Here is a 22,367-nt window from a genome sequence, read left to right on the forward strand (position 1 = left end):
ATAATTAAGACTAAAGAAATGACAACTATGCAACGTGTAAACCTTGGTAAGACTGCCCCAGAACTATATAAAACGGTCATCGAGCTTGAAAATTTATCTATGCAAAAAGTTCAGCAAGCTGGGCTTGATGTTGGATTCTCTCATTTGCTCAAATTAAGAGCCTCGCAAATTAACCAATGTGCTTTCTGTGTTCGTATGCATACCCAAGATGCAATTAAAGCGGGCGAGTCAACGGATCGTATTGCGTTGATTAGTGCTTGGCGTGAAAGTGAATACTTTACTGAAAAAGAACGAGCGGCTTTAATTTTAATTGAAGAGATCACTTTAATTGCCAATCAACATTTTCCAGATAGCGCTTATGAACAAGCTGCACAGCATTTATCCAGTGATGAAATCACGGCGATTGAATGGGTTGCGATTGTAATCAACACATGGAACCGTATCGCCATTTCCAGCCAGTATAAAGTCGCGAAATAAGCTGAGTTTCTACGCTTAAATCATTTATCTAGGCAACACCTCGCTTTTTAGGAGTGTTAATTGAGATAAGATTTAACTGAATACTGTTCTAGTTGCATAAAAATTTACACCAAAATACAAAACGCCTGATCTCATTGATCAGGCGTTTTGTTAAAAGCACATATGATTTAAAACATTAAATGAAACCTTAATGACTCGCAGGTGGGATTTGTTTAATTGCCGCAGCAAAGGTGAGATAGTTGACTCCTTGGAATAAAATATCCACACCTAAAAATAATCCGAGTACCCAAAAAGGAGAATCTGGTGATGCCAGAATAATTGCACCTGTTGCCAAGGTTAAAAGCCCTGAAAATAATGTCCAGCCCCATCCAGACATTGGTTTCAACATAAACGCATTAAAAATACGAATAAAACCGCCAATCAATAAAGCAATTGCCAGTAAATTGGTTAATACCACTGCAGTGGTAATCGGAGATTTAAACGCATAATAACCCGCTGCGATATACAACACACCAAACAACGCCCAAAGCCAGCGGAAGCCACCATCAAAAATTTTAAATGCTGCAATCAGGTGTAAAACCCCACCGATCATCATTAAAGCACCAAACAATGCAACAACCGTCAATGTTGCCATACCCAGTGAAGCCAATAGCACTAATCCAAAGATCACCAATAAAGCTCCAAGCAGAAGATACCATTTACGGTTTTCATGGAGTTGATGACGAACTAAATCATTTCCTACAGTACGCATAATTCTTCTCTTGGTTGTTATTCATTCATTTTATTGTTGATCTAATTCAGGTGTTTGTCTGTATAAAATCTGCATCTATACCAGAATAAAGCTTTGTTTGAGCAGAATCTAAGCAATAAACAGCACAGCTCTATACGCTACTTCACCCAACCCATTTCTTGTGCAGTGAGTCGACTGATCATGGTATCTTCTAGATCTTCAGGTGTTTTGCTTTTACTTTCTGAAAGCGCAATATAGCCGCCCATAATTTCTGCACGTTGTTGTGGATAACGTGGTTGTTGTTCAGGATTGGCATAGCCCGTCGGATAGAGTGGCTGCCCCGTTATAAAATCATATTTGTCTTTTGCACCAAAGGTATGCAATAACTCATGTACAAGAACGACTTTATTGCTCGAACTTTGCTTTCGTGATGCAAATAGATTCACAGAGCCAATACGCCCACGCTCCAATGCAGTAGAGTGTTTCAATACTTTCTGCAACTTGGGATCATAATAATTTAAATACAGGGTCACCGATGGTGAGCCATCTTCGCCTTGATGCTGTTTCCATGCATAAAATCTAAATTTTAAACTCCACAAAACTGTATCCAAGATACGGCCTGATTCTGGAAACTTAGGTGGTAAGGTATTTAACTCACGTCCAAGCTGAAAATGAAACGAAATCGGTTGCCCACGAAATGCTTGAGACTGCAAACCTAAATAATGTTCAATTTCCTCAAGATCATCTGTTGAAATTTGCTGAATATAGGCTGATGTGGAGCGTTGACCATCTGCATTGATTGGATGTAATAAAACAACGATTGGCTTGCTCCAATCTTGGTTCATATCACGCCATGCGTTCACTGCAACAATCAGCAGAATGACCAGTAAAATACCAACTCGAATCTTTTTCCACATTGAATATATTCTCAATTTTTAATCGCAATAAAAATGCTGACCTAGGCCAGCATTTTTAAATATTTATGGATTAAGCTTCTACCCATTTTCCATCTTGGTAGACCAAAGACCATTTGGTTTGTTTACCTTCTGGAGTTTCTGAACCAATATATTGTGCTTGGTTTTTACGGCTAAACTTAACCAATGTTGGATTACCATCTGGATCTTGATCAGGTGCTTGCAAGATAAATTGATACTTAGGATCAAGTTGATCTGCAACTGAACGTAACTCCGCAACCTTCGGTGCACGTGTTTCACGAACTTTAGGGAATTTGCTTGCCGCCAAGAATAAACCCGCTGCTCCATCACGTAGAACAAAGTAATCATCATGTTTGACTGAACGTAAATGTTCCATTTTGATTGGGTCGACACGAGGTGGCGCTGGCTGACCATTTTTCAAAACTTTACGGGTATTGTCACAACTCATACAAGCGAAATATGGACCAAAACGACCCGTTTTCAACTGCATCTCGCCATCACATTTATCACATGGAATGGTTGGACCATCATAACCCTTGATTTTGAACTCGCCTTCTTCCAGCTCATAACCATCACAATCCGGGTTATTTCCACAAATATGTAACTTGCGACCACCATCAATCACATAGCTGTCCATTGCAGTACCACACACTGGACAACGTTTTTTCGACATCAAATCAGCAGTTTCAGCACTGTCATCATCAGAAAGTATAGCCAACGACTCAACTGGTGTTAAATTCAACGTCCCTTTACAGCGTTCTTTTGGTGGTAAGTTATAACCAGAACAGCCAAGGAAGACACCCGTCGTGCCTGTACGAATCTGCATCGGGCGTTCACATTCTTTACAGTGAACAGCTTCAACTTCTACAGGTTGATTACGGCGCATGCCGTTTTCGCCCTGTGCTGTGGTTAAACGCTTTTTAAAATCACCATAGAAACTATCTAACAGTTCTTTCCAATTACGTTCACCATCTGCAACTTTATCCAATTGACCTTCCAAATCTGCAGTAAATGCATAATTCATCAGGTTATTGAAGTTCTCGTCTAGACGATCGGTAACAATTTCGCCCATCTTCTCTGCAAAAAGACGGCGATTGTCGAGTTTGACATAACCACGATCTTGAATCGTCGAAATAATCGCAGCATAAGTCGATGGGCGACCGATTCCACGTTTTTCCAACTCTTTTACTAAAGATGCTTCAGTAAAACGTGCAGGTGGTTTAGTAAAGTGTTGAGAAGGATCAAGTTTCTCAAGTTTGAGAATTTCACCCACTTTGACTGCTGGTAATAAAACATCATCATCAGACTTGTTCTGACCACGCACTTTGGTAAAACCATCAAAAACTAAAGTACGACCTTTGGCTTTGAGTTCTACACCATTCGCATCAACCAAAATCGTTGAGGATAAATACTCTGCTGGGGTCATTTGACATGCAACAAATTGACGCCAGATCAAATCATATAAACGTTGTGCATCACGCTCAACACCTGCCAAACTATCGCCTTTTAAGGCAACATTGGAAGGACGAATCGCTTCATGGGCTTCTTGCGCATTGGCTTTATTCCCATAACGATTTGCTTTAGCAGGTAAGTACTTCGCACCAAATTCAGTTTCAATATGATTACGCACCATACTGACAGCATCATCACTCAAGAATGTTGAGTCAGTACGCATATAAGTAATAAAACCAGCTTCATATAAGCGCTGTGCAAGCATCATGGTTTTCTTTACTGAAAAACCTAAACGAGTACTTGCAGCTTGTTGCAAGGTTGAAGTGATATAAGGCGCACTTGGATTGACCTTCGTTGGCTTATCTTCACGTGTTGCAACTTTATATTCAGCATCTTTTAAAATTTTCAATAAAGCATCTGTTTGCGCTTTATTTTGTAATTTTAATGTTTTGCCGCCTTGTTTGACTGCTTCTAAACGAATTTCATCTTTTGCAGAATGAGTGTCTGCAAAAACTTGCCAGTATTCTTCAGGAATAAAGGCACGAATCTCACGCTCACGCTCGACCACCAATTTTACTGCAACCGACTGTACACGCCCTGCAGAGAGACCACGCGCAATCTTTTCCCACAGTAGTGGTGAAACCATAAAGCCCACCACGCGGTCGAGAAAACGACGTGCCTGTTGCGCATTCACACGGTTTAAATCTAGACGTGTAGGTTGCTTAAATGCTTCTTGAATGGCATTTTTGGTAATCTCGTTAAAGACGACACGATGGTAACGGCTATCATCACCGCCAATCACTTCTCTTAAATGCCACGCAATCGCTTCTCCTTCTCTATCCAAATCCGTTGCGAGATAGATTTCATCTGCATCTTTGGCTAGTTTTTTGAGTTCAGCGACCACATGTTCTTTGCCGGGAAGCACTTCATATTTAGCTTTCCAACCATGCTCAGGATCGACACCCATACGATTGACTAAAGCGGATTGTGCTTTTTCAGCCTTCTGTTCATCCGTCAACTTGGTACGCGTTGCAGGCTTTTTTTCTGTCGATTTACTTGAACCACCTGTAGGTAAATCACGAACATGACCTACCGAAGACTTCACAATGTAATTTGAGCCTAAATATTTATTAATCGTTTTCGCTTTTGCAGGCGACTCCACAATCACTAATGCACGTTTTTTCCCAGCATCAGGAGAATTTGCTGTTGTGCTTTTGGATGTGGACCGAGGAGCGTTCGCCATAATAAACCACTGTTCCTATTATTAAGTTAAATTTCAGCCAATTTAAGTAAATATGCCTTCATATCATCAAGCTGTGTTGCTCTGAGGTCAGATTCTTCATCCCAATAAAGCCCTACACAGTTGGCCTGCATATCAATAGCATAAATCCCTTTTAATGCAATGGGAAAATCTTTAAATTTCTCATCACCGAGGACCACTTGAAGCTTTTGCTCTTCTACACGGGCGCGCATCAAAGCTAAGCGTGCATCTGGAATCAGTACACTATAATAAGCCACCATACTCGCACGAGACTCTGTTGCCATCGGGATTTTCGTCCACTCTGGTGCAGCCACTAAACGTGGGTGTAAGCCCATCTTGCGTGCTTTCTCTCGCATTAAACCTAATGCTTTTTCTCTAGGGCTTACGCGTAAGCCAAAAATTGAGCCCAATACAAAAACAATAATAACGAGCGCAACCCAAAGACCAGTGTGTTCCATAGTTCACCTTTTAATTCCTATATTAGAGTTGCATAAGCTGAATATAAAACGCAAGTTTAAAATTAAAATTACCGCCAATTACTGATTTTGAGGTCAGTTTAATTTCTTATTTTTCATTCATATTTTTTTCATAAAGCTCCATCCAGCTTCCCAATGACTGAATAGCACTTTGCAGCGTTTGTCCTAATTCGGTAATTTGATATTCCACTCTAGGCGGTACTTCTGGGTAAATCTGCTTGGTTATAAGTTGGTGTTGCTCCAGTAGTTTTAAATGTTTCGACAACTCTTTTTGTGGAATTGGCGCTAAAGCCTTCTGTAATTGGCTAAATCGAACAGGATGCTGTGCTTCAATAAGATGATAGACAATTGGCAATACCCATTTTCCCGAAAATAATCCAACAAATCGCATAATCGAACAATTTTGCTCATATTGCAGTGTTGTCATTTTTCCACCTTACATAAAGCTACATTTTATAGCCTTTGAGTTTAGTCTATTTCAAACCAAACAACGACTAAGTCACCAATTGGTAAGTACTTACTTTGGCAAATAAATTTTCACAATATAAGAGTTTGTAGACATTTTAGTGAAAAATATGCGATTAAAGGATAAAACGGTTTTAATTACTGGCGCAACCAGTGGAATCGGTTTTGCAGCAGCACAACGTGCAATAGAAGAAGGAGCTTTTGTTGTGTTTACTGGCCGAAATCCAGATCAAATTGTACAAACACAAGAACAATTCGGCAGCCAAAGTTTGGGCATCCAATGTGATCACTCAAGCTTAATATCACAAGATCATTTCATTGAAAAAATGCAACAATTATCCATTAAATTCGATGTGATTTATATCAATGCAGGCAATGTTAGCCATGAAGCATTTGGACAATGGACCGTTGAACAATTCGATGCGATTTTCGATACCAATGTAAAAGGTCCATTTTTCCTGATACAACGCTTACTTCCAATGATCAAGCCCCATGCTTCAGTGATTTTATGTGGTTCGACCAGTATTCATATCGCCTTAGAGAAAAGTAGCGTTTATGCCGCTTCAAAAATCGCCTTACGCTCTTTGGTCAAAACCTTATCTAGAGAGCTTTTAGCTCAGCAAATACGATTTAACTTACTTTCACCAGGGCCAACCTTAACCCCTGCCCTCAACAAAGTTGCGAGCACACCCGCTGAAGTTGAACAGCTCAAAGCCAGTATTGAAAATCTTGTGCCAATTCAAAGGTTGGCGGATCCAGTCGAAATTGCCAATGCCTTTATTTATCTTGCTTCTGATGAAGCTAGATTTATTGTCGGTAGCGAACTTTTAGTCGATGGTGGCGTAGCAAATTTATAAGCATAAGCAAAGTTATAAAACTATAGTGTATGGCTTAATAAAAAAGCGCTAAATATTCAAATCTAAGCGCTTTTTTATGTTGCTCTGGGCAGCTTAAAAATCGCCCTAATTTAAATACATTTCATGACTATAAACAACTTCATGACCATTCCAATAAATATAGCCTTTTTCAATCAACTCTTTAAGCAATAAACGGATATCTGATTTTGGAAACATTTGCTCCAATAAATCACGCAACTCATAAATATCTTTAGGTTTATCGGTTTTTAAATTATTCAATTTATGAATAACTTCAATTTGCACTGGATCTATTTTGGCAAAGTTTTTAAACAAAACCTGGTGTACTGCACCCACTGAGTCTTGCTGATCCATTTCCTGTAACACCTGATCTGAATCAACACGTAATTTTTCTAAAATTTGATCAATTTTTTCAAGTTTGATATTGGGTTGTGCTGCGGATTCAGTCTCAACTGGGTGTGCTAAAACAGGCTTGCCGATGTCAAGACTTGTCCATTGTTTCAAGACTTTTTTACGATAAGCCACCTGATCATCAAAGCGTTTGACAATTTTTAAATTGATTAACATGCCGACCAGATGCTGAGCTTTTTCTGGCACAACTTGTAAAATATTCACAATAGAATTCTTTAATTTTTCAATGGTATTCGGTTTGCCTGTCATCTCTCCCAAGGCATCGCAATACTTTTTAACCATTTGCAAATACGGCTTATTTTGAATGGTTTGTAGACTAGGTATCGAGTACTTGTTGCGTTGACGTTCCAACGTTGATTCGACTTGAATAAAACTACACGCTAGATCAGCACTACGCATCAGATCCAACAATAAGGAACAACTTGGCATCGCAGAAATGACCTCAATCTGCATCTCTGGCTCTAATAATGCCAATAATTGCCCCACCACAACTGCATATTCATATTCTTTTTCAGATGCATTCGGTACTTCTAAAATCACCACCTGACCACTGCTCACCCAGTCTGAAAATTCAGTTAAATCTTCCAGTGAGTACTGGAATTGCCCCGTACAATTGAAAAGATAGAGTGTTGGGTAATGTTCAATAATCTCCCGCAGCATTTTGGCTGTAGGCATATTATTTTCAAGATCGAGAAGAACAGCTTTATTCGGCATGGTCAAAAAGTTTGCAACTGAACAGTGGCAAGCATTACAACCAGCTTTCAACAAAAGGTCAAATAAAATTGGAAATTTAATCCTAAATTCCCAATTCCATCTGACTTAAATATATAAGCTTTAGATTTTAAAGATAAATATTATTGGATGGTTGCAATCACTTGATCAGCCTGACACGTGCTCCCGACTTCTTTCAGCAATTCAATTTGACCACTTTGATGTGCCAAAACTTGAACTTCCATTTTCATGGCTTCCATAATTGCCACAACTTGCCCTGCACTCACTTGCTCTCCGGTTTGGACTTTCCATGCAATGATGGCCCCGTTAATAGGCGCTTGTAAGTGCTCAGGTTGAAGTGCTAACTCTGTGCTTTGCGCTGGTTGTTGCTCCACCTGAACTGCACCTTGAGCAAACATTCCTGCAGGTAGGCCTAGACGGTGTAATTTCCCATCAATTTCGATATAGCTTAAAACCATCGCTTGTTGATGCTGAGGAATCGCACGTCGAGTTGATTTTAAGTCTTGTTTAAAGTCATTTTCAATCCAACGCGTATGTACTTTAAATTCGTCGGTAAAATCAGGCTCATTCAGCACGGCACGATGAAAATCTAAAACTGAAGCCACCCCCTCAATTTTAAACTGCTTTAAAGCACGTTTTGCGCGGCGTATTGCGATTTCACGCGTTTCCCCCGTCACAATCAGCTTTGCCATTAAAGAATCGAAATGGCTGGAAACCAGAGAGCCTGTGCGCACGCCAGTATCGACACGCACACCATGACCAAAAGGTGCTTCAAATAAACTTAGTGTACCAAATGCTGGAATAAAACCACGACTAGGGTCTTCTGCATTGATACGAAACTCAATGGCATGACCTTGTGCTTTAGGGGTTTCTTTGATCGATAACTCTTCGCCCAAAGCCACCTGAATTTGCTCAACCACCAAATCAACGCGCGCTGTTTCTTCGGTCACAGGATGTTCAACTTGCAAACGTGTATTGACTTCTAAAAATGATAGCGTCCCGTTTTGACTCAATAAATACTCGACTGTCCCTGCTCCAACATACTGAGCAGCCTGACAAATATTTTTTGCTGAAGTTAAAATCTCTTGGTAAATCTCGTCAATGATAAATGGTGCTGGAGATTCCTCAACTAATTTTTGATTACGACGCTGTAAAGAACAATCGCGCGTACCTAAGACCACCACATTCCCATGCAGGTCGGCTATCACTTGCGCTTCCACATGACGAGGATTGTCTAAGTACTGCTCAACAAAGCATTCGCCACGGCCAAAGGCCGCTTTTGCTTCACGGACAGCAGAGTCATAGAGTTCTTTCACTTCTTCAAGCTTCCAAACCACTTTTAAACCACGACCACCACCACCAAATGCCGCCTTAATTGCAATAGGCAAGCCATATTGTTTTGCAAAGGCTAAAGCCTCATCTGCATTATTCAATGGGTCTTGTGTGCCTTGTACCAAAGGGGCACCCACTGAAGCAGCGATTTTACGTGCTTCAATTTTATCACCCAACTTGGTAATTGCTTCAGGAGATGGGCCTACCCACTTCAAGCCTGCATCAATCACAGCTTGTGCAAATTCAGCCCGTTCCGATAAAAAACCATAACCAGGATGCACCATGGTGGCTTTTGATTTTTTAGCAATATCAATAATGGCATCAATATTTAAATAGGTTTCTTTTGCGGTTGCACCAACCAAACCCCATGCCTCATCTGCAAGTTCGACATGTAAACTGCCGATATCGTCATCTGCATACATTGCCACAGAAGCAATGCCCATATCACGACAAGCATGGATAATACGCACAGCAATTTCACCACGATTGGCAATCAATAATTTTTCATTTACATATTTTTGCTGGTTCATCTTAGTTCTCGATATCTACAAATTCGGCGATTTTTCTAAATTTGATATGGCAATCCGCAGGTATTTGTGCCACCAAATCCCAATGATGCTTGGCAACCGAAGCAATCACAGGATAACCACCAGTTAATGGGTGATCATTCATAAACAATACAGGTTGACCATTGGGTGGAATCTGCAAAGCACCAATACATGTGCCTTCGCTTTCCAATTCATGGCAAATCTTACGTGTTAAGGGCGCTTTCCCAGATAAACGTAATCCCACTCGATTACTTTCATTGGTGACTAACCATGCTTGATTGCACAGTTTTTCAATACTGCTTTGCTCAAACCAATCCGTTCGAGGCCCCATCACAATATCAAGTTCAATCGTATCGCCAAGGGACGGGAGATTGGATTTTGGCACTTCGTTGATGCTGATATTGGATGGGACGACTTGACCTTGGTAAATGACATCACCCGTTTTTAAAGGGGCTGGACCAAGAATGGCTAAACTGTCAAAAGAACAGCTATTTAAAACGGGTTGAATATCCAAACCACCACGAACCGCAAGGTAATTGCGTAACCCTGCGCTCGGTGTTTGAATTTGAAATTCATCTCCCTCATCCAGTGCAATCGCCTGATAGCTGTCAAAATCTGCTTTTTGACCATCTGCAAATTTCACATGGATATTGGAAATTGCACCTGCCACGCTAATGACAGCTGAATTTTGCATGACTGCTTTTAAACCACCATTTAACACCTCAATCACAGGCGTATCCATTGGATTCCCTACGATTCGATTGGCACAATGCATCGAAGCGACATCCATCGCCCCTGCTGTACCCACACCGATATTGCTGTGCTGAAAACGGCCTTCATCTTGAATCGAAACTTGCAAGCCAGATGCCGTGATTTTGAATAGGGGGTGTTTTAAAGTTAAATCTTGCCATGGTGTGATTTGCTTGGGCACATCTACAGATACAGGATGATGGGTTATATCCTCAAAATGCACCCGCATTCCTGGTCGTAAAAGCGCAGGATTTTGACGCTCCAAATCCCACATTTTTTCTGAAGTTGTTCCAATCAATTGCCAGCCACCCGGACTATCTTTTGGATAAATTCCCGAGTATTGTCCAGCAAGTCCAAGTGAACCTGATGGAATTTTTTTACGCGGTGTTTTTAGACGAGGAACGTCTGTAAAGGGTAGATCAAGGCTACTCATATAAGCAAAACCTGGAGCAAAGCCAATAAAGGCAACGTCCCAAGTGCTTTGATGATGTTTTAAAATCAGATCGGCTATAGAGAGGCCTTGCAGTTCCGCCACTTGTGCTAAATCTTCACCATCGTAACGAATCGGAATAATCACTTCCTGCGTATTGCGATCAAAACCTGAATCAAGATTTAAAGTACCAATCAAAACACTCAAGGTTTTAAAGTCAGTCTTAATTTCGTTAAAACAAATTAAAATTGTTTTTGCAGCAGGAATTAAATCTTTGATTCCATTCAAGTGTAAATTTTGCAATTTACTGTATAACGCCAAAGTTTCTTCTAAACTGGAAAGTTCAATCAAGAAACTGTCGGAATTTACCGATAAAAATCGCATTTACTGATCCTTTCTTGTCTTAACGCAGCCACGCACGATCAGGTATGTCTGTAATCAACATATGTCCTGGTGCATGGCTAATGGCAAATGGGATTTTCGAATTCATGATTGCAGCTTGAGGCGTTACACCACATGCCCAAAATACTGGAATTTCACCCTGTTCAATACGTGAGGCATCACCAAAATCTGGCTGATTGATGTCACGTATGCCCAGACTTTCAGGATGCCCAATATGTACGGGAGCACCATGAACACTCGGCATACGCGCCGTAATTTTCACAGCCTCAGCTATTTGATGGGCAGGAATGGGGCGCATAGAAACCACCATATTTCCTGAAATACGTCCAGCAGAAAGGCATTCGATATTACTCAAATACATCGGTACATTGGTCTTGTCATGGATATGACGTACTTCAATCCCCGCTTCTTGCAAAGCTGTTTCAAAGGAGAAACTACAGCCAATTAAAAAAGTCACTAAATCAGGATGCGTGTTATAAAGCTCACTCGCATCAGTGAGCTCATCAACCATTTCACCGTCTTTCCAGACACGATATCGTGGAAAGTCAGTGCGAATATCTGAGTCAGTAGCCAATCGAGAGTGGTATACGCCTTCTTCCAAAACATCTAATACAGGGCAGCTTTGCGGATTACGCTGTGCGTACAACAAGAAATCATATGCCCAGTCTTTAGGTACAGAAATCATATTCACTTGGGTCATCCCAGCAGCCATTCCTGCTGTAGGTTGGTCAAAACCTGCACGAATTTGTTGTCGCGCATCCAATGCAGCTTTTAGCTGAACTGGATCGACTTTAATCTCTTTAAACATGTGTCTTGTCCTTATTGTTTTATGCACAAAATGAACGAACTTGAATGTCGTTTGTTAACAGCTCAGCTTTAATCGCTGCGGACATTTCTAGTGCACCTGCGGTATCACCATGCAAACAAATCGTATCGGCTTGAATTGGGGTAAATACGCCATCAATTGACTCAACCCCACCATTTTTTAACATCGCAACCACACGTTTTGCCACAAACTCAGCATCATGCAAAACAGCACCTTCCAAACGGCGTGAAACCAGTGAGCCATCGCGGTTATAAGCACGATCAGCAAAGGCTTCTGAAACCACTTTTAGACCTGCCTGACGTGCTTGTGCAACCAAATTTGACCCAGCCAAAGCAACCAGTACCAATGCAGGGTTATACATTTTAATAGCTTCAATCACAGCCTCGGCTTGTACAGAATCTTTGGCAATGGTGTTATACAACGCCCCATGCGGCTTGACATATTGCACTTTTGAACCAGCAACTTTTGCCAAACCATCAAGCGCCGAAATTTGATAGAGCACATCCGCGATCAGCTCGTCTTGAGACAGATCCATATTACGGCGACCAAAACCAACCAAATCTGGGTAGGAAACATGTGCACCAATCGTGACATCTAATTTCACTGCTTGTTGAAGCGTTTTCAATATTCCCAACGGATCACCTGCATGAAAGCCACAGGCAATATTGGCGCTACTGACAACAGGTAAAATTTGCTCATCATTGCCCATTTTCCACGAGCCAAAACTTTCACCCAAGTCACTATTTAAATCGACATACATTGTGATCATTCCTTTTCAATTGAGTGTGAAGTTGATTAGAGCTTGGTGAGGTAATTAAATACTGTCGTAAATGACATATAACCCATCCACCATGTGAGTAAGCAGGTTAATACACCCAAAACCAGTAACCATTTTGGATAATTATAATTACCCATCATGTCTTTACGACATGCCGCAACATAGACAAAAATCGTTAAACCAATTGGTAATACCAAACCATTAAAACCACCCACAAAGATCAGTAAGCCCGCAGGTGTTGCACCTAGAATCACGTAAAGCAACAAGGCTAAAGAAATAAAGCTAATGGTGAGGTAGTTGGTATGTTTAGTGGTTAAGTTCTTTTTAAATGCGGACATAAATGAAACAGATGTATAGGCTGCACCAATTGTGCTACTGATTCCCGCTGCCCAAAAAATCAAGCCAAACAGTTTAAAACCAAATGTACCCGCAGCATATTGGAATGCTTGCGCAGCTGGGTTGGCATCGTGACTTGCTAAATCGATATTTGCGCCGCTGACCACAACCCCTAAGAATGCCAAGAACAATACATAACGCATGATCCCGACCACCACAATACCTTTGGTTGCGGCTCTGGCCACTTCATCAATATTTTCTGGTCCTACAGCACCTTTGTCCAATAAGCGATGCGCGCCTGCGTAGCAGATATAACCGCCCACTGTACCGCCAACAATGGTTGTAATGATGGCGAAATCAATTTGATCAGGTGCAAAAGTTTGTTGAACGGCTTGCCCCACAGGTGGCATGACAATAAATGCAACGATCACGATCAAAACGATTTTGAGTAACCCCAAAATAATCATGCTCTTGTCCATCGCTAGTGTGGCTTTTCTGGAGGCAAAAATCAGAATCGCCAAAGCACCACTCAGCACGCCGCCGACCTTGGTATCCAACCCAAAGAGTGCATTTAAGCCCAGTGCAGCACCTGCAATGTTACCGATACTAAAGAAAAACCCACCTAAAATGACCAGAAATGCGAGTAAGTAACCACTCCCTGGTAAGGCTTTATTGGCAATATCAGAAGCGCGCATTTGCGTTAAGGTAACAACACGCCAAATGTTTTGCTGAACAACATAATCAATAATGATCGAAACTAGGATTGCAAAGCCAAATGCAGCACCTAATTTCACTGTAAATACAGCGGTTTGAGTTAGAAAACCTGGTCCCATCGCAGACGTTGCCATCATAAAGATAGATGCAACAATTGCCCATTGACGGTCAGACAAAAAAGAAGATTTCAATAAAGACATGTAGGCGTTCCTCATCCATTTGAGCTTAATCAACGCTATTTCAAGTGAAACAAAGAACATCTATTTTTCTAAAATACGAAATTCTTTAATCCTTTAAACTTTTAAGATTTTCTGGTTATGCTGAACCAAATCTGTATTTCAAATAAAAGCATAGGCGAAGGTCAGTCACAATAAGACTTTATCCAAAATTCATTAAACATAAGGTATTGAATTTATATGTTTTTATTATTTTTAAAATCATTTAATAATGAATGTTTATCAGTTTCTATAAGTTCTCATTATCAATATTTCATATTTTTGCAATTTTTAAATCAAAACCAAAGCTGCATAAAATGCCGTTTTATTGTTCATTATCTAATTTTATTATTCAGTTTTTTCATGGCATTTTCCGAAGTTAAAACCGCTAAATCCGTCAACTTTTCTTTTAATGCGGTGTTATTGCCTTGTGTATAGATTGCGGTAAAGTGGAATGTCTTTAGTTGGATTGGCGTATCTAGAATTTCAAGTCGCCCATCTAAAATTTCTTTGATTGCCGTTAGTTTAGGTACCACTGCAATCCCTAAACCTTGTTCAGCTAAACGTAATAATGTGACCAATGAATAACTTGTGATGGATAGTGGTTCATCGATCTTCTGTTCTTTCATTTTGGCTTTGAGCTCTTTATAAGGATAGGTAATTCTTGGATAGGTTAAAATGGTATGCGACATCAATGTCCGCAATGACATCTGCCCGATTCCACCTTTAAATGAAGGTGATGCTAGAAAGCTTAATTCAAAATCACACAATGAACGTTCTATACATTCAAAAGGCAAAGTTGGTCCCAGTAAAAACGCCATATCCAAATCACCGATGCGTACACCTTCTTGTAAATCTGGAGTTAAATTCACTACGATTTCGATGGAAACTTTGGGAAACTCTTGCTGGACTTGCTCCATATACTCCACTAGCCAAGTATGTACAATCGTTTCTGAAACCCCCAAACGAATCGTTCCTGTTAAATACTGACTTTCTGTGAGTTCAGCCACCAAGTCTGTTTCCAGTCGCATAAACTTTTCAGCATATTTAAATAAGGTCATGCCCTTATGCGTGGCTTTGATTTGACGAGAACTGCGATCCAGCACTTTAAAACCGAGATCATTTTCAATCGCAGTAATTTTTTGAGAAATTGCAGGCTGTGTCGTTTGAAGCTTTGTTGCGGCTTTATTAAAACTGTTTAAGGTCACCACCCAATAAAATGCTTCGAGGTTTTTTAAGTTCATAATCCATCTTAACCCACAAATTTAGCGCTTGCGTTATGCAAATCCTTTGCCAATATCACTGCTATGTGTGAATTTACACCTGATTCAGCACACCTCAGCCACTCATATTTCACATCCGTTGCATCAATAATGCGGAGGACGATTGGTCATTGGGTCAAATGCTGCAATACCTTCTGACAAATCAGCAGATTCTACACGTTGGTAAATTAACTGCATTTGTTTTTTTAAATCAGCGATTTCCAAGCTTTGTTGCGCCACTTGATCATTTAATTGTTCGACTAAATCATCTAAAAATGCAATTCGGACTTGCAAATCTTCTATGGGTGCGGAAAATGACGCCTGATCATCAATATTTTTATGTTTAGTCATTTTTAGTCCTCAGTGTGGGATGTTTAGGAAACCGTATGGCCTATATTACTATAAGGGATGTCCAACTTGCGTTTGGTGGACCTGCCCTGCTCGATGGCGCAAACTTCAATTTAGAACGAGGCGAACGAGTCTGTCTGATTGGTCGTAACGGTGAAGGTAAGTCTACTTTACTCAAACTGATTGAGGGAAGTTTATTGCCTGATCAAGGTGAAATTGCATTACAAAATGGTATTACGATTTCTATGCTTGCTCAGGATGTACCGATGGATTCGGGTAAAGTTGCAGATATTGTTGCCGAAGGTGCAGGAGAAGCCGCGCTCGTCCTAAAAGAATACCACGAAGCCAGCGATGCTTGTGTATTAGGTGATATGGAAGCTTGTGATCGTATGGGCAACCTACAACATAAGCTGGATTTGCTCGATGGTTGGGCCTTAGAAACCAAAGTAAATTCTATCTTGAGCAAAATGGGCTTAGATCCTGAAGCGGATTTAGCTGATTTATCAGGCGGGCGTAAACGCCGTGTACTTTTAGCACGTGCATTGTTGACGCAACCTGACGTTTTATTACTTGACGAACCAACCAACCATTTGGACGTAGAAAGTATTGAATGGCTAGAGAAATTCTTACTCGATCAAAACAATCTCACCCTGTTATTTATTTCCCATGACCGTGCTTTTGTTGACAGTATTGCGACACGTATTGTGGAGTTAGATCGTGGTGTGTTACGTAGTTATGAAGGTAACTACTCACGCTACCTCGACCTAAAAGCACAGCAAATGGAAGCTGAAGAAAAGCAGAATGCACTGTTTGATAAACGCTTGGCTGAAGAGGAAACTTGGATTCGTCAAGGGATCAAAGCACGTCGTACCCGTAACGAAGGTCGTGTACGTGCATTAAAAGATTTACGTGAACAATCTAAAGCACGTCGCTCACAACAAGGTAAAGTGAGCATGGCGACTCAAGAGGCAAATCGTTCAGGTAAATTGGTCTTTGATATTGAACACTTAAGTGTGGCTTTTGGTGATAATGCACCAATTATTAAAGATTTCTCTGCGTTAGTACTGCGTGGCGACCGTATTGGTTTAGTCGGTGATAATGGTGTAGGTAAAACCACATTGATTAAAGCCATTTTAGGTGAACTTGAACATGGCGGTTCGGTAAAAACAGGTACACAGCTTGAAGTGGCTTATTTTGACCAATTACGTAATGCGCTAGATCTTGAAAAATCAGTAATGGCCAACGTGTCTGAAGGCTCAGACTTTGTCGATGTTAATGGTGGTCGCCGTCATATCTACAGCTATTTACAGGACTTTTTATTCTCGCCTGAACGCGCGCGTACTCCAGTAAAAGCACTTTCAGGTGGTGAGCGTAACCGTATCCTTTTGGCGAAGTTATTGCTTAAACCGTCTAACCTTATTGTGATGGATGAGCCAACCAATGACTTAGACATGGTGACTTTAGAATTACTCGAAGAGATGTTGAGTGATTATAAAGGGACTTTGTTATTGATCTCACATGACCGTGCATTTATGGACAATGTTGTGACATCAACTTGGGTATTTGATGGTAAAGGCAATATCGATGAGTACATTGGTGGCTATCAAGACTATTTAGAACAACGTCCAGATCAACGTGTTGTCGATCAGAAAAGTGATGTAAAAAAAGCCATTGCTAAAGCGGAAGCTGCTACGACACCTGCTGAACCAGCCGTTAAAAAAGTGAAATTGAGTTATAAAGATCAACGCGCTTTAGAACAGTTACCCGCAGAAATTGAAGCTTTGGAAAAAGAACAAGCTGAACTGACTGCAAAACTTGCTGATGGTTCTTGGTTTGTGACTGATGCAGATGCAGCCACCAAAGCGTCGCAACGACTTGGTGAGATTGATGAACAGCTGCTTGAAAAAATGGAGCGTTGGGATGCATTAGAAGAAATGACCAAAGGTTAATTCTTCTAAAATCTTTAAATAAAAACTCCGCAAATATGCGGAGTTTTTATTGAGCCTGCCGATATTGAAACCAACAACATTGATCAATTATCTTATAAATATACAAGACATATTTTCAGCTTTATGTATTAACCAGATTTAAAGACATTGGAACATAACGTAACCCATGATTTTCAATGGTTTCATCTTTCACCACAAAGCCAAATCGTTCATAAACAGGTTGTGCATTACAGCTTGAATTTACCGTAAATACTGAAACACCAGACTTTTGCACCTCCTGCAAGATAAAGTTCCACATTGTTCGGCCAATTCCCTGAGCTTGCTTCTCTTTCGATATAAAGAAATGAACCAAATGGGCAGGATTCTTATACGCAATAACACCGATCATCTGCTGATGATCGCTATAAACAAAATAGTGAATTTCAGGATTCTCAAGCATTTTTTCAATCATACTTACGCAAAACAGTTGTCGCCCACTGTCATTAATTGCAAATTCATCAATAAAAGGCGCAATCAATTGGGTAATTGCAATTAAGTCCTTTGTGGTTGCTCTTCTGATTGTTTTATTCATGTGAGGGACATTTCAATAGTGGAGTAGCAGTAAAAGATCAAAATGCTAAACTTAAGTCTGTAATCAGCATTTCGTTATCTAAATAATACTTGAAATGATATATAACAAACTCTTTCATTTTTGAAAATAAACGCACTTATTTAAATGGCTTAGTACAAGTTAAAATGACGGCAATACTTTACTGATTAAAATTAAATAAAACTTAAAAAATCAAAGCACTTACCATTCCCCACTCATCTTACCAATGATCATTTCATTTATACTGAATTTCGCTACAAGCACTTCATGATGTTTCCATACAAATTCACCAAGATATGATTATCGAATCTAGTTCAGATCTCGAATTATTTAGTGAGAATATGATCATGAAAAAAGTTACATCATTACTTGTTGCAGCATTCACCACAGCAATTTTCGCAGGTTCGGCAATGGCAGCAACTCCAGCACAGCATTCGACTCAAGCGGTTAAAACCCATCAAATGCAAAAACAACATAAAGCTGGTCATAGCCAAAAACACCATGCCGCTGCACAAAAATCAGCAACAGCAAAAAAAGTAGAGGGTAAAGCAGCAACCAAATAATCCACTTTAAAACGTTGTTTTAAAACTGTCGCTTTATAAAATTATGATCCTCATGCTTAAAAGCTACACCAACAGTGTAGCTTTTAAATTTTCAGCGAATGCTCTGGATCGCTTCAAATCCATTCGCTACTTTAAACCGAATTTTTCAACAGGTTTGATTAACCATAAAGATAATTTTCTTAATAAAATATCAAAAAATTGCTGTTGTAACATCCAGCAAGTCAATACAGATAAACCAATACAAATCCCAATTTCCACAAAAATATTAAAATCCAGTTGCCAATAACGTGCAATCAACATCACCACAAAACCATGTAGCAAATACACCGCCAAGGTGTTTTTTCCAAGTTGCACACAGCCAATATTCAATAATTTTGTCCATGCAAACATCGCGAAAATACCCAAACTCGACATCAAAAGACAGCCTATTCTGATCCACGTACCATCCAACATACTTACCTTAAGTTGCTGATAACTTAAACTGCCATATAACCAAAATGGGTTGATTTGGGTGAAATACACCAAGCTTGCAATACCCATCACGATGAATCCAGCTAAAATTTGAGTGAATTTAAATTGCTGAATTTTCTCGACAATGGTTTTGCCATAAAGTGCACCCACAATAAAAAATGGAAAGAAGCTAAAAATTCTGCCGATTGAGTATTGGTAATTGTTCCATGGGCTTAAGCCGACACATAAAGCAAGAATCAGTGCAATCAGCAGTGCAAATTTTGTTTTTATCAAAAAATGGCTAAGCGTTGTCCATACCATCATGCCCAACAGATACCATAAGATCCAATAAGGTCGTTCAAACACATTCCAATTGAGCTGAAATTTACCTGACCAGATGGCATCAAATGCAGGAAATAGAATTTGAAAGGGTAAATAGAGCGCAACAAAAAATAGAATATTCTTAAACCATTTACTGTCTTTAAACAACATGCCCGAAATAAAGATAAAAGCAGGCATATGTACAAAATAAATCGTACCTAATAAGACATGATCAATCGGATCTTTCCAACCGATCATACGTTCTAGAAAATGCCCGAGCACCACAAGAAATATCAGCGTTGCCTTACAACTGTCTAAGTAGGTATCTCTCATCGTAAGGTTGTCTAAAATAGTCAGTGAATAACTGCGATTATATACCTAAAACATGCACTTGCTTTTGATCAATCTCAGCAAGATACTGGCGATAGATTTTAAAATTTTCCAAATCAAAACACACGAAACTGACTTCCTCTAAGTTGTTCGTCTGGGTTAAAAACTTAGTCACGCTGTTTATGGCGATAAATGCTGCCTCTGATTTGGGAAAACGATAAATCCCTGTTGAAATATTCGGAAATGCCAGTGTTTTTAGCTGATGTTGCTCAGCGAGTCTTAAACTATTGAGATAGGCTTTCTCAAGCAGTTCATTTTCAGCATGCTGTCCATCTTGCCAAGTGGGGCCCACGGTATGAATCACATAATTACAGGGCAACAACCCCGCTGTGGTAATCACTGCTTCACCAATTGCACAACCACCCTGTCTGGCTCGGATCTTTTGACAATCCTCCAAAATAGCAGAACCACCTTTTCGATGAATTGCACCATCCACACCACCACCGCCAAGTAACGAGGTATTGGCGGCATTTACAATTACATCCACCTTTTGAACTGTAATATCACCTTGAATTAACCGAATTATTTTCACGTCATGCTTCCTTGCGTATCCTCAATGAGAGTGAATGACATCTTGAATTTTCTTCTTTAAACCGCTTCATGCTACACTCCTTTCAGTTTTAACTTCCCCAAAATTTACAAAACTGCTATGAGTAAAAAGCATCAATACGAGCCTGGAAAATTTTATTGGGCATTTTTACATCCGAAATATTGGGGAATCTGGATTGCGATTGTATTTTTGATGATGCTCGCAATTTTGCCTTGGGCAATTCAGTATCGCTTAGCAACATTGTTGGGCAATATTGCCTTTGACCGACTGAAATCGCGTCGTGAAACAACAACACGTAATTTAGAAGTCTGCTTTCCAGAATGGTCGCCTGAACAAGTCATCGATAATTCAAGACAAGTCTTTGTTGATCAAATGGTCGGGGTCTTTGAAACCTTAAATGCATGGTACTCACCACAATGGTTTAAAAACCGCGTCAGCATTCAAGGGCTAGAGCATATCCAACAGGCCAAACAAAATGGTCAAGGCATACTGTTACTCGGCACCCATAGCACCATGCTTGATGCTGGTGGTTATTTATGCGCACAATTTTTTGAACCTGATGTGGTGTATCGCCCGCAGAATAATCCTTTACTCGATATGCTGATTTATCGTTGTCGTGCAACGATTTATAAAGCGCAGATTGATCATGATGATATGCGTGGATTGATTCGCCATCTGAAAGAAGGTGATGCGATTTGGTATAGTCCAGATCAGGATTTTGGATTAAAACAAGGGGTGATGGCACCCTTTTTTGGTACGCCCGCTGCAACAGTAACAGCGCATCGACGTTTATTGAAAATATCAAAAGCTGTCGCAATCCCACTGTATTTTTATCGTGATGGTGATATCAAAGATCCAAAATATCATGTGCTTATTGAACCTGCTGTTGATCCATTACCCAGTGAAGATGAAATGGATGATGCGATTCGTGTCAATAAAATCATTGAAAATCAACTGCGGATCGCACCGACACAATATATGTGGTTTCATCGTCGCTTTAAAACACGTCCAAAAGGCTACGAGAAAATCTATTAAGTTTAAGTGTTTTGTTTTAACAATCAGGAGATATAAAATATCTCCTTTTTTATTTTGGTCATCTCGCGTCTAAATAGCATCGTTCATGGCGAACTGTGTCTAGTTACACATGCCCACTTTTTTGATCAAACAAAGCGAATTAAGATTTATCAATAATAAGCGGAATACATTCAAATTTAAGGAAAATAAAACAATGAATATCACCAATAAAGTTCTTTTTTCATGTTTGATCAGTTCCTGTTTGATGTTTGCCGCATGTTCTGAGCAAAAAGCAGATATCGCCCAAAACAAAACCTCAGAAACTACGTCTAGTGCAACAACTCAAGGCAATTGGAAAAGCAAAGCGACTGAACTGAGTACAGCCAACGCAACAGAGATTACAACAGACTTGGCTCAACTTAATCAGATCGTCAATCACGCAAATACCCAAGCACTTCAATTAAGAGCGGAGCTTCAATCAGCTGCGCTCCAACCTGAAAAGCGCCAGCAGATTTTACTCAAAGCCAATGATATACAAGCGAAAACTCAACAACAAATCATGGCATTAAATTTAAAAAGTAGTGAAGTACAAAGTCTACGCACACAGATGATTGATAATTTAATCACCAGTCAGAAAATGTATACGCTTTCAACAGCCCCAGATTTTAATGCAAATGTACCCAGTGATGAATTTAAGCAACTTGGTAAACGTTCAATGGCGCTTCAACAAAAAATTTCTGCTGAAATGGACGCCTTAAATCAACATTATGGAAAATAAAAACAATC

21 protein-coding genes and 1 pseudogene are annotated in these 22,367 nt (G+C 40.0%); 6 read left to right on the forward strand and 16 right to left on the reverse strand.

Features of this window, described 5'->3' with window-relative positions; genetic code table 11:
* Nucleotides 1-27 precede the first annotated feature (27 nt).
* On the forward strand, nt 28-477 hold the full coding sequence (locus L3V46_RS19190) for a carboxymuconolactone decarboxylase family protein (RefSeq protein WP_034611667.1): 450 nt from the start codon (nt 28-30) through the stop codon (nt 475-477).
* A gap of 187 nt (nt 478-664) precedes the next feature.
* Here the strand turns inward: L3V46_RS19190 and L3V46_RS19195 are convergent, their stop codons facing one another.
* The 5 genes from L3V46_RS19195 to L3V46_RS19215 all read right to left on the reverse strand — a co-directional run bounded on the left by L3V46_RS19195 (nt 665) and on the right by L3V46_RS19215 (nt 5,758).
* Nucleotides 665-1,228 (reverse strand): HdeD family acid-resistance protein, encoded by a 564-nt coding sequence (locus tag L3V46_RS19195; protein WP_004718021.1) that lies wholly within the window; start codon nt 1,226-1,228, stop codon nt 665-667.
* A 137-nt stretch (nt 1,229-1,365) separates the two neighbouring features.
* Complete coding sequence (locus L3V46_RS19200; RefSeq protein ID WP_239046515.1) at nt 1,366-2,124, reverse strand: hypothetical protein; 759 nt, start codon at nt 2,122-2,124, stop codon at nt 1,366-1,368.
* 70 nt (nt 2,125-2,194) lie between these two features.
* Nucleotides 2,195-4,837, reverse strand: a complete 2,643-nt coding sequence (gene topA / locus L3V46_RS19205) for a type I DNA topoisomerase (protein WP_004818820.1) — start codon at nt 4,835-4,837, stop codon at nt 2,195-2,197.
* Between the two features lie 26 nt (nt 4,838-4,863).
* Nucleotides 4,864-5,313, reverse strand: a complete 450-nt coding sequence (locus tag L3V46_RS19210) for an ammonium transporter (protein ID WP_004718027.1) — start codon at nt 5,311-5,313, stop codon at nt 4,864-4,866.
* 106 nt (nt 5,314-5,419) lie between these two features.
* Entirely contained in the window at nt 5,420-5,758 is a 339-nt protein-coding gene (locus L3V46_RS19215) for a helix-turn-helix domain-containing protein (RefSeq protein ID WP_034611662.1), read from the reverse strand.
* Nucleotides 5,759-5,906: 148 nt separating this feature from the next.
* Between L3V46_RS19215 and L3V46_RS19220 the strand changes: the two genes are divergently transcribed.
* Nucleotides 5,907-6,653: an SDR family oxidoreductase gene (locus L3V46_RS19220; protein ID WP_239046516.1), complete on the forward strand. Its 747-nt coding sequence runs from the start codon at nt 5,907-5,909 to the stop codon at nt 6,651-6,653.
* A gap of 105 nt (nt 6,654-6,758) precedes the next feature.
* On the opposite strand, the gene L3V46_RS19225 is transcribed toward L3V46_RS19220, so the two are convergent.
* The 8 genes and pseudogenes from L3V46_RS19225 to L3V46_RS19260 all read right to left on the reverse strand — a co-directional run bounded on the left by L3V46_RS19225 (nt 6,759) and on the right by L3V46_RS19260 (nt 15,758).
* Nucleotides 6,759-7,796 carry a hypothetical protein gene (locus L3V46_RS19225; RefSeq protein WP_239046517.1) on the reverse strand — a complete coding sequence of 346 codons (1,038 nt, stop codon included), beginning with the start codon at nt 7,794-7,796 and terminating at the stop codon, nt 6,759-6,761.
* 140 nt (nt 7,797-7,936) lie between these two features.
* Complete coding sequence (locus tag L3V46_RS19230) at nt 7,937-9,676, reverse strand: biotin carboxylase N-terminal domain-containing protein (RefSeq protein WP_239046518.1); 1,740 nt, start codon at nt 9,674-9,676, stop codon at nt 7,937-7,939.
* A 1-nt stretch (nt 9,677) separates the two neighbouring features.
* Nucleotides 9,678-11,258: an urea amidolyase family protein gene (locus L3V46_RS19235; protein WP_239046519.1), complete on the reverse strand. Its 1,581-nt coding sequence runs from the start codon at nt 11,256-11,258 to the stop codon at nt 9,678-9,680.
* Between the two features lie 19 nt (nt 11,259-11,277).
* The gene (locus L3V46_RS19240; RefSeq protein ID WP_239046520.1) at nt 11,278-12,084 is read right to left on the reverse strand and encodes a putative hydro-lyase; all 807 of its coding nucleotides are present in this window, start codon (nt 12,082-12,084) and stop codon (nt 11,278-11,280) included.
* A gap of 19 nt (nt 12,085-12,103) precedes the next feature.
* Nucleotides 12,104-12,862 carry a 5-oxoprolinase subunit PxpA gene (locus tag L3V46_RS19245; protein WP_004718041.1) on the reverse strand — a complete coding sequence of 253 codons (759 nt, stop codon included), beginning with the start codon at nt 12,860-12,862 and terminating at the stop codon, nt 12,104-12,106.
* Nucleotides 12,863-12,897: 35 nt separating this feature from the next.
* Nucleotides 12,898-14,149, reverse strand: a pseudogene (locus L3V46_RS19250) (NRAMP family divalent metal transporter).
* Between the two features lie 331 nt (nt 14,150-14,480).
* Nucleotides 14,481-15,389: a LysR family transcriptional regulator MumR gene (mumR, locus tag L3V46_RS19255; RefSeq protein WP_004818810.1), complete on the reverse strand. Its 909-nt coding sequence runs from the start codon at nt 15,387-15,389 to the stop codon at nt 14,481-14,483.
* A gap of 123 nt (nt 15,390-15,512) precedes the next feature.
* Complete coding sequence (locus L3V46_RS19260; RefSeq protein WP_239046521.1) at nt 15,513-15,758, reverse strand: SlyX family protein; 246 nt, start codon at nt 15,756-15,758, stop codon at nt 15,513-15,515.
* Nucleotides 15,759-15,793: 35 nt separating this feature from the next.
* On the opposite strand from L3V46_RS19260, the gene L3V46_RS19265 reads away from it, so the two are divergent.
* The gene (locus L3V46_RS19265) at nt 15,794-17,704 is read left to right on the forward strand and encodes an ATP-binding cassette domain-containing protein (protein WP_239046522.1); all 1,911 of its coding nucleotides are present in this window, start codon (nt 15,794-15,796) and stop codon (nt 17,702-17,704) included.
* Nucleotides 17,705-17,825: 121 nt separating this feature from the next.
* Here the strand turns inward: L3V46_RS19265 and L3V46_RS19270 are convergent, their stop codons facing one another.
* The gene (locus tag L3V46_RS19270; RefSeq protein WP_239046523.1) at nt 17,826-18,275 is read right to left on the reverse strand and encodes a GNAT family N-acetyltransferase; all 450 of its coding nucleotides are present in this window, start codon (nt 18,273-18,275) and stop codon (nt 17,826-17,828) included.
* A 365-nt stretch (nt 18,276-18,640) separates the two neighbouring features.
* Between L3V46_RS19270 and L3V46_RS19275 the strand changes: the two genes are divergently transcribed.
* Complete coding sequence (locus L3V46_RS19275) at nt 18,641-18,856, forward strand: hypothetical protein (RefSeq protein ID WP_224964682.1); 216 nt, start codon at nt 18,641-18,643, stop codon at nt 18,854-18,856.
* 126 nt (nt 18,857-18,982) lie between these two features.
* On the opposite strand, the gene L3V46_RS19280 is transcribed toward L3V46_RS19275, so the two are convergent.
* Together L3V46_RS19280 and L3V46_RS19285 are read right to left on the reverse strand one after the other, a co-directional pair.
* Entirely contained in the window at nt 18,983-19,960 is a 978-nt protein-coding gene (locus L3V46_RS19280; RefSeq protein WP_004718055.1) for an acyltransferase family protein, read from the reverse strand.
* A gap of 37 nt (nt 19,961-19,997) precedes the next feature.
* On the reverse strand, nt 19,998-20,549 hold the full coding sequence (locus L3V46_RS19285; RefSeq protein ID WP_004718057.1) for an O-acetyl-ADP-ribose deacetylase: 552 nt from the start codon (nt 20,547-20,549) through the stop codon (nt 19,998-20,000).
* 117 nt (nt 20,550-20,666) lie between these two features.
* On the opposite strand from L3V46_RS19285, the gene L3V46_RS19290 reads away from it, so the two are divergent.
* Both L3V46_RS19290 and L3V46_RS19295 read left to right on the forward strand, forming a co-directional pair.
* Complete coding sequence (locus tag L3V46_RS19290; RefSeq protein ID WP_056516890.1) at nt 20,667-21,602, forward strand: lauroyl acyltransferase; 936 nt, start codon at nt 20,667-20,669, stop codon at nt 21,600-21,602.
* Between the two features lie 193 nt (nt 21,603-21,795).
* Nucleotides 21,796-22,359, forward strand: a complete 564-nt coding sequence (locus L3V46_RS19295) for a hypothetical protein (RefSeq protein ID WP_239046524.1) — start codon at nt 21,796-21,798, stop codon at nt 22,357-22,359.
* Nucleotides 22,360-22,367: the final 8 nt, after the last annotated feature.

Origin of the sequence: Acinetobacter sp. AG3 (genome assembly GCF_022343575.1) — a bacterium.
Taxonomy (GTDB): Bacteria; Pseudomonadota; Gammaproteobacteria; order Pseudomonadales; family Moraxellaceae; genus Acinetobacter; species Acinetobacter guillouiae.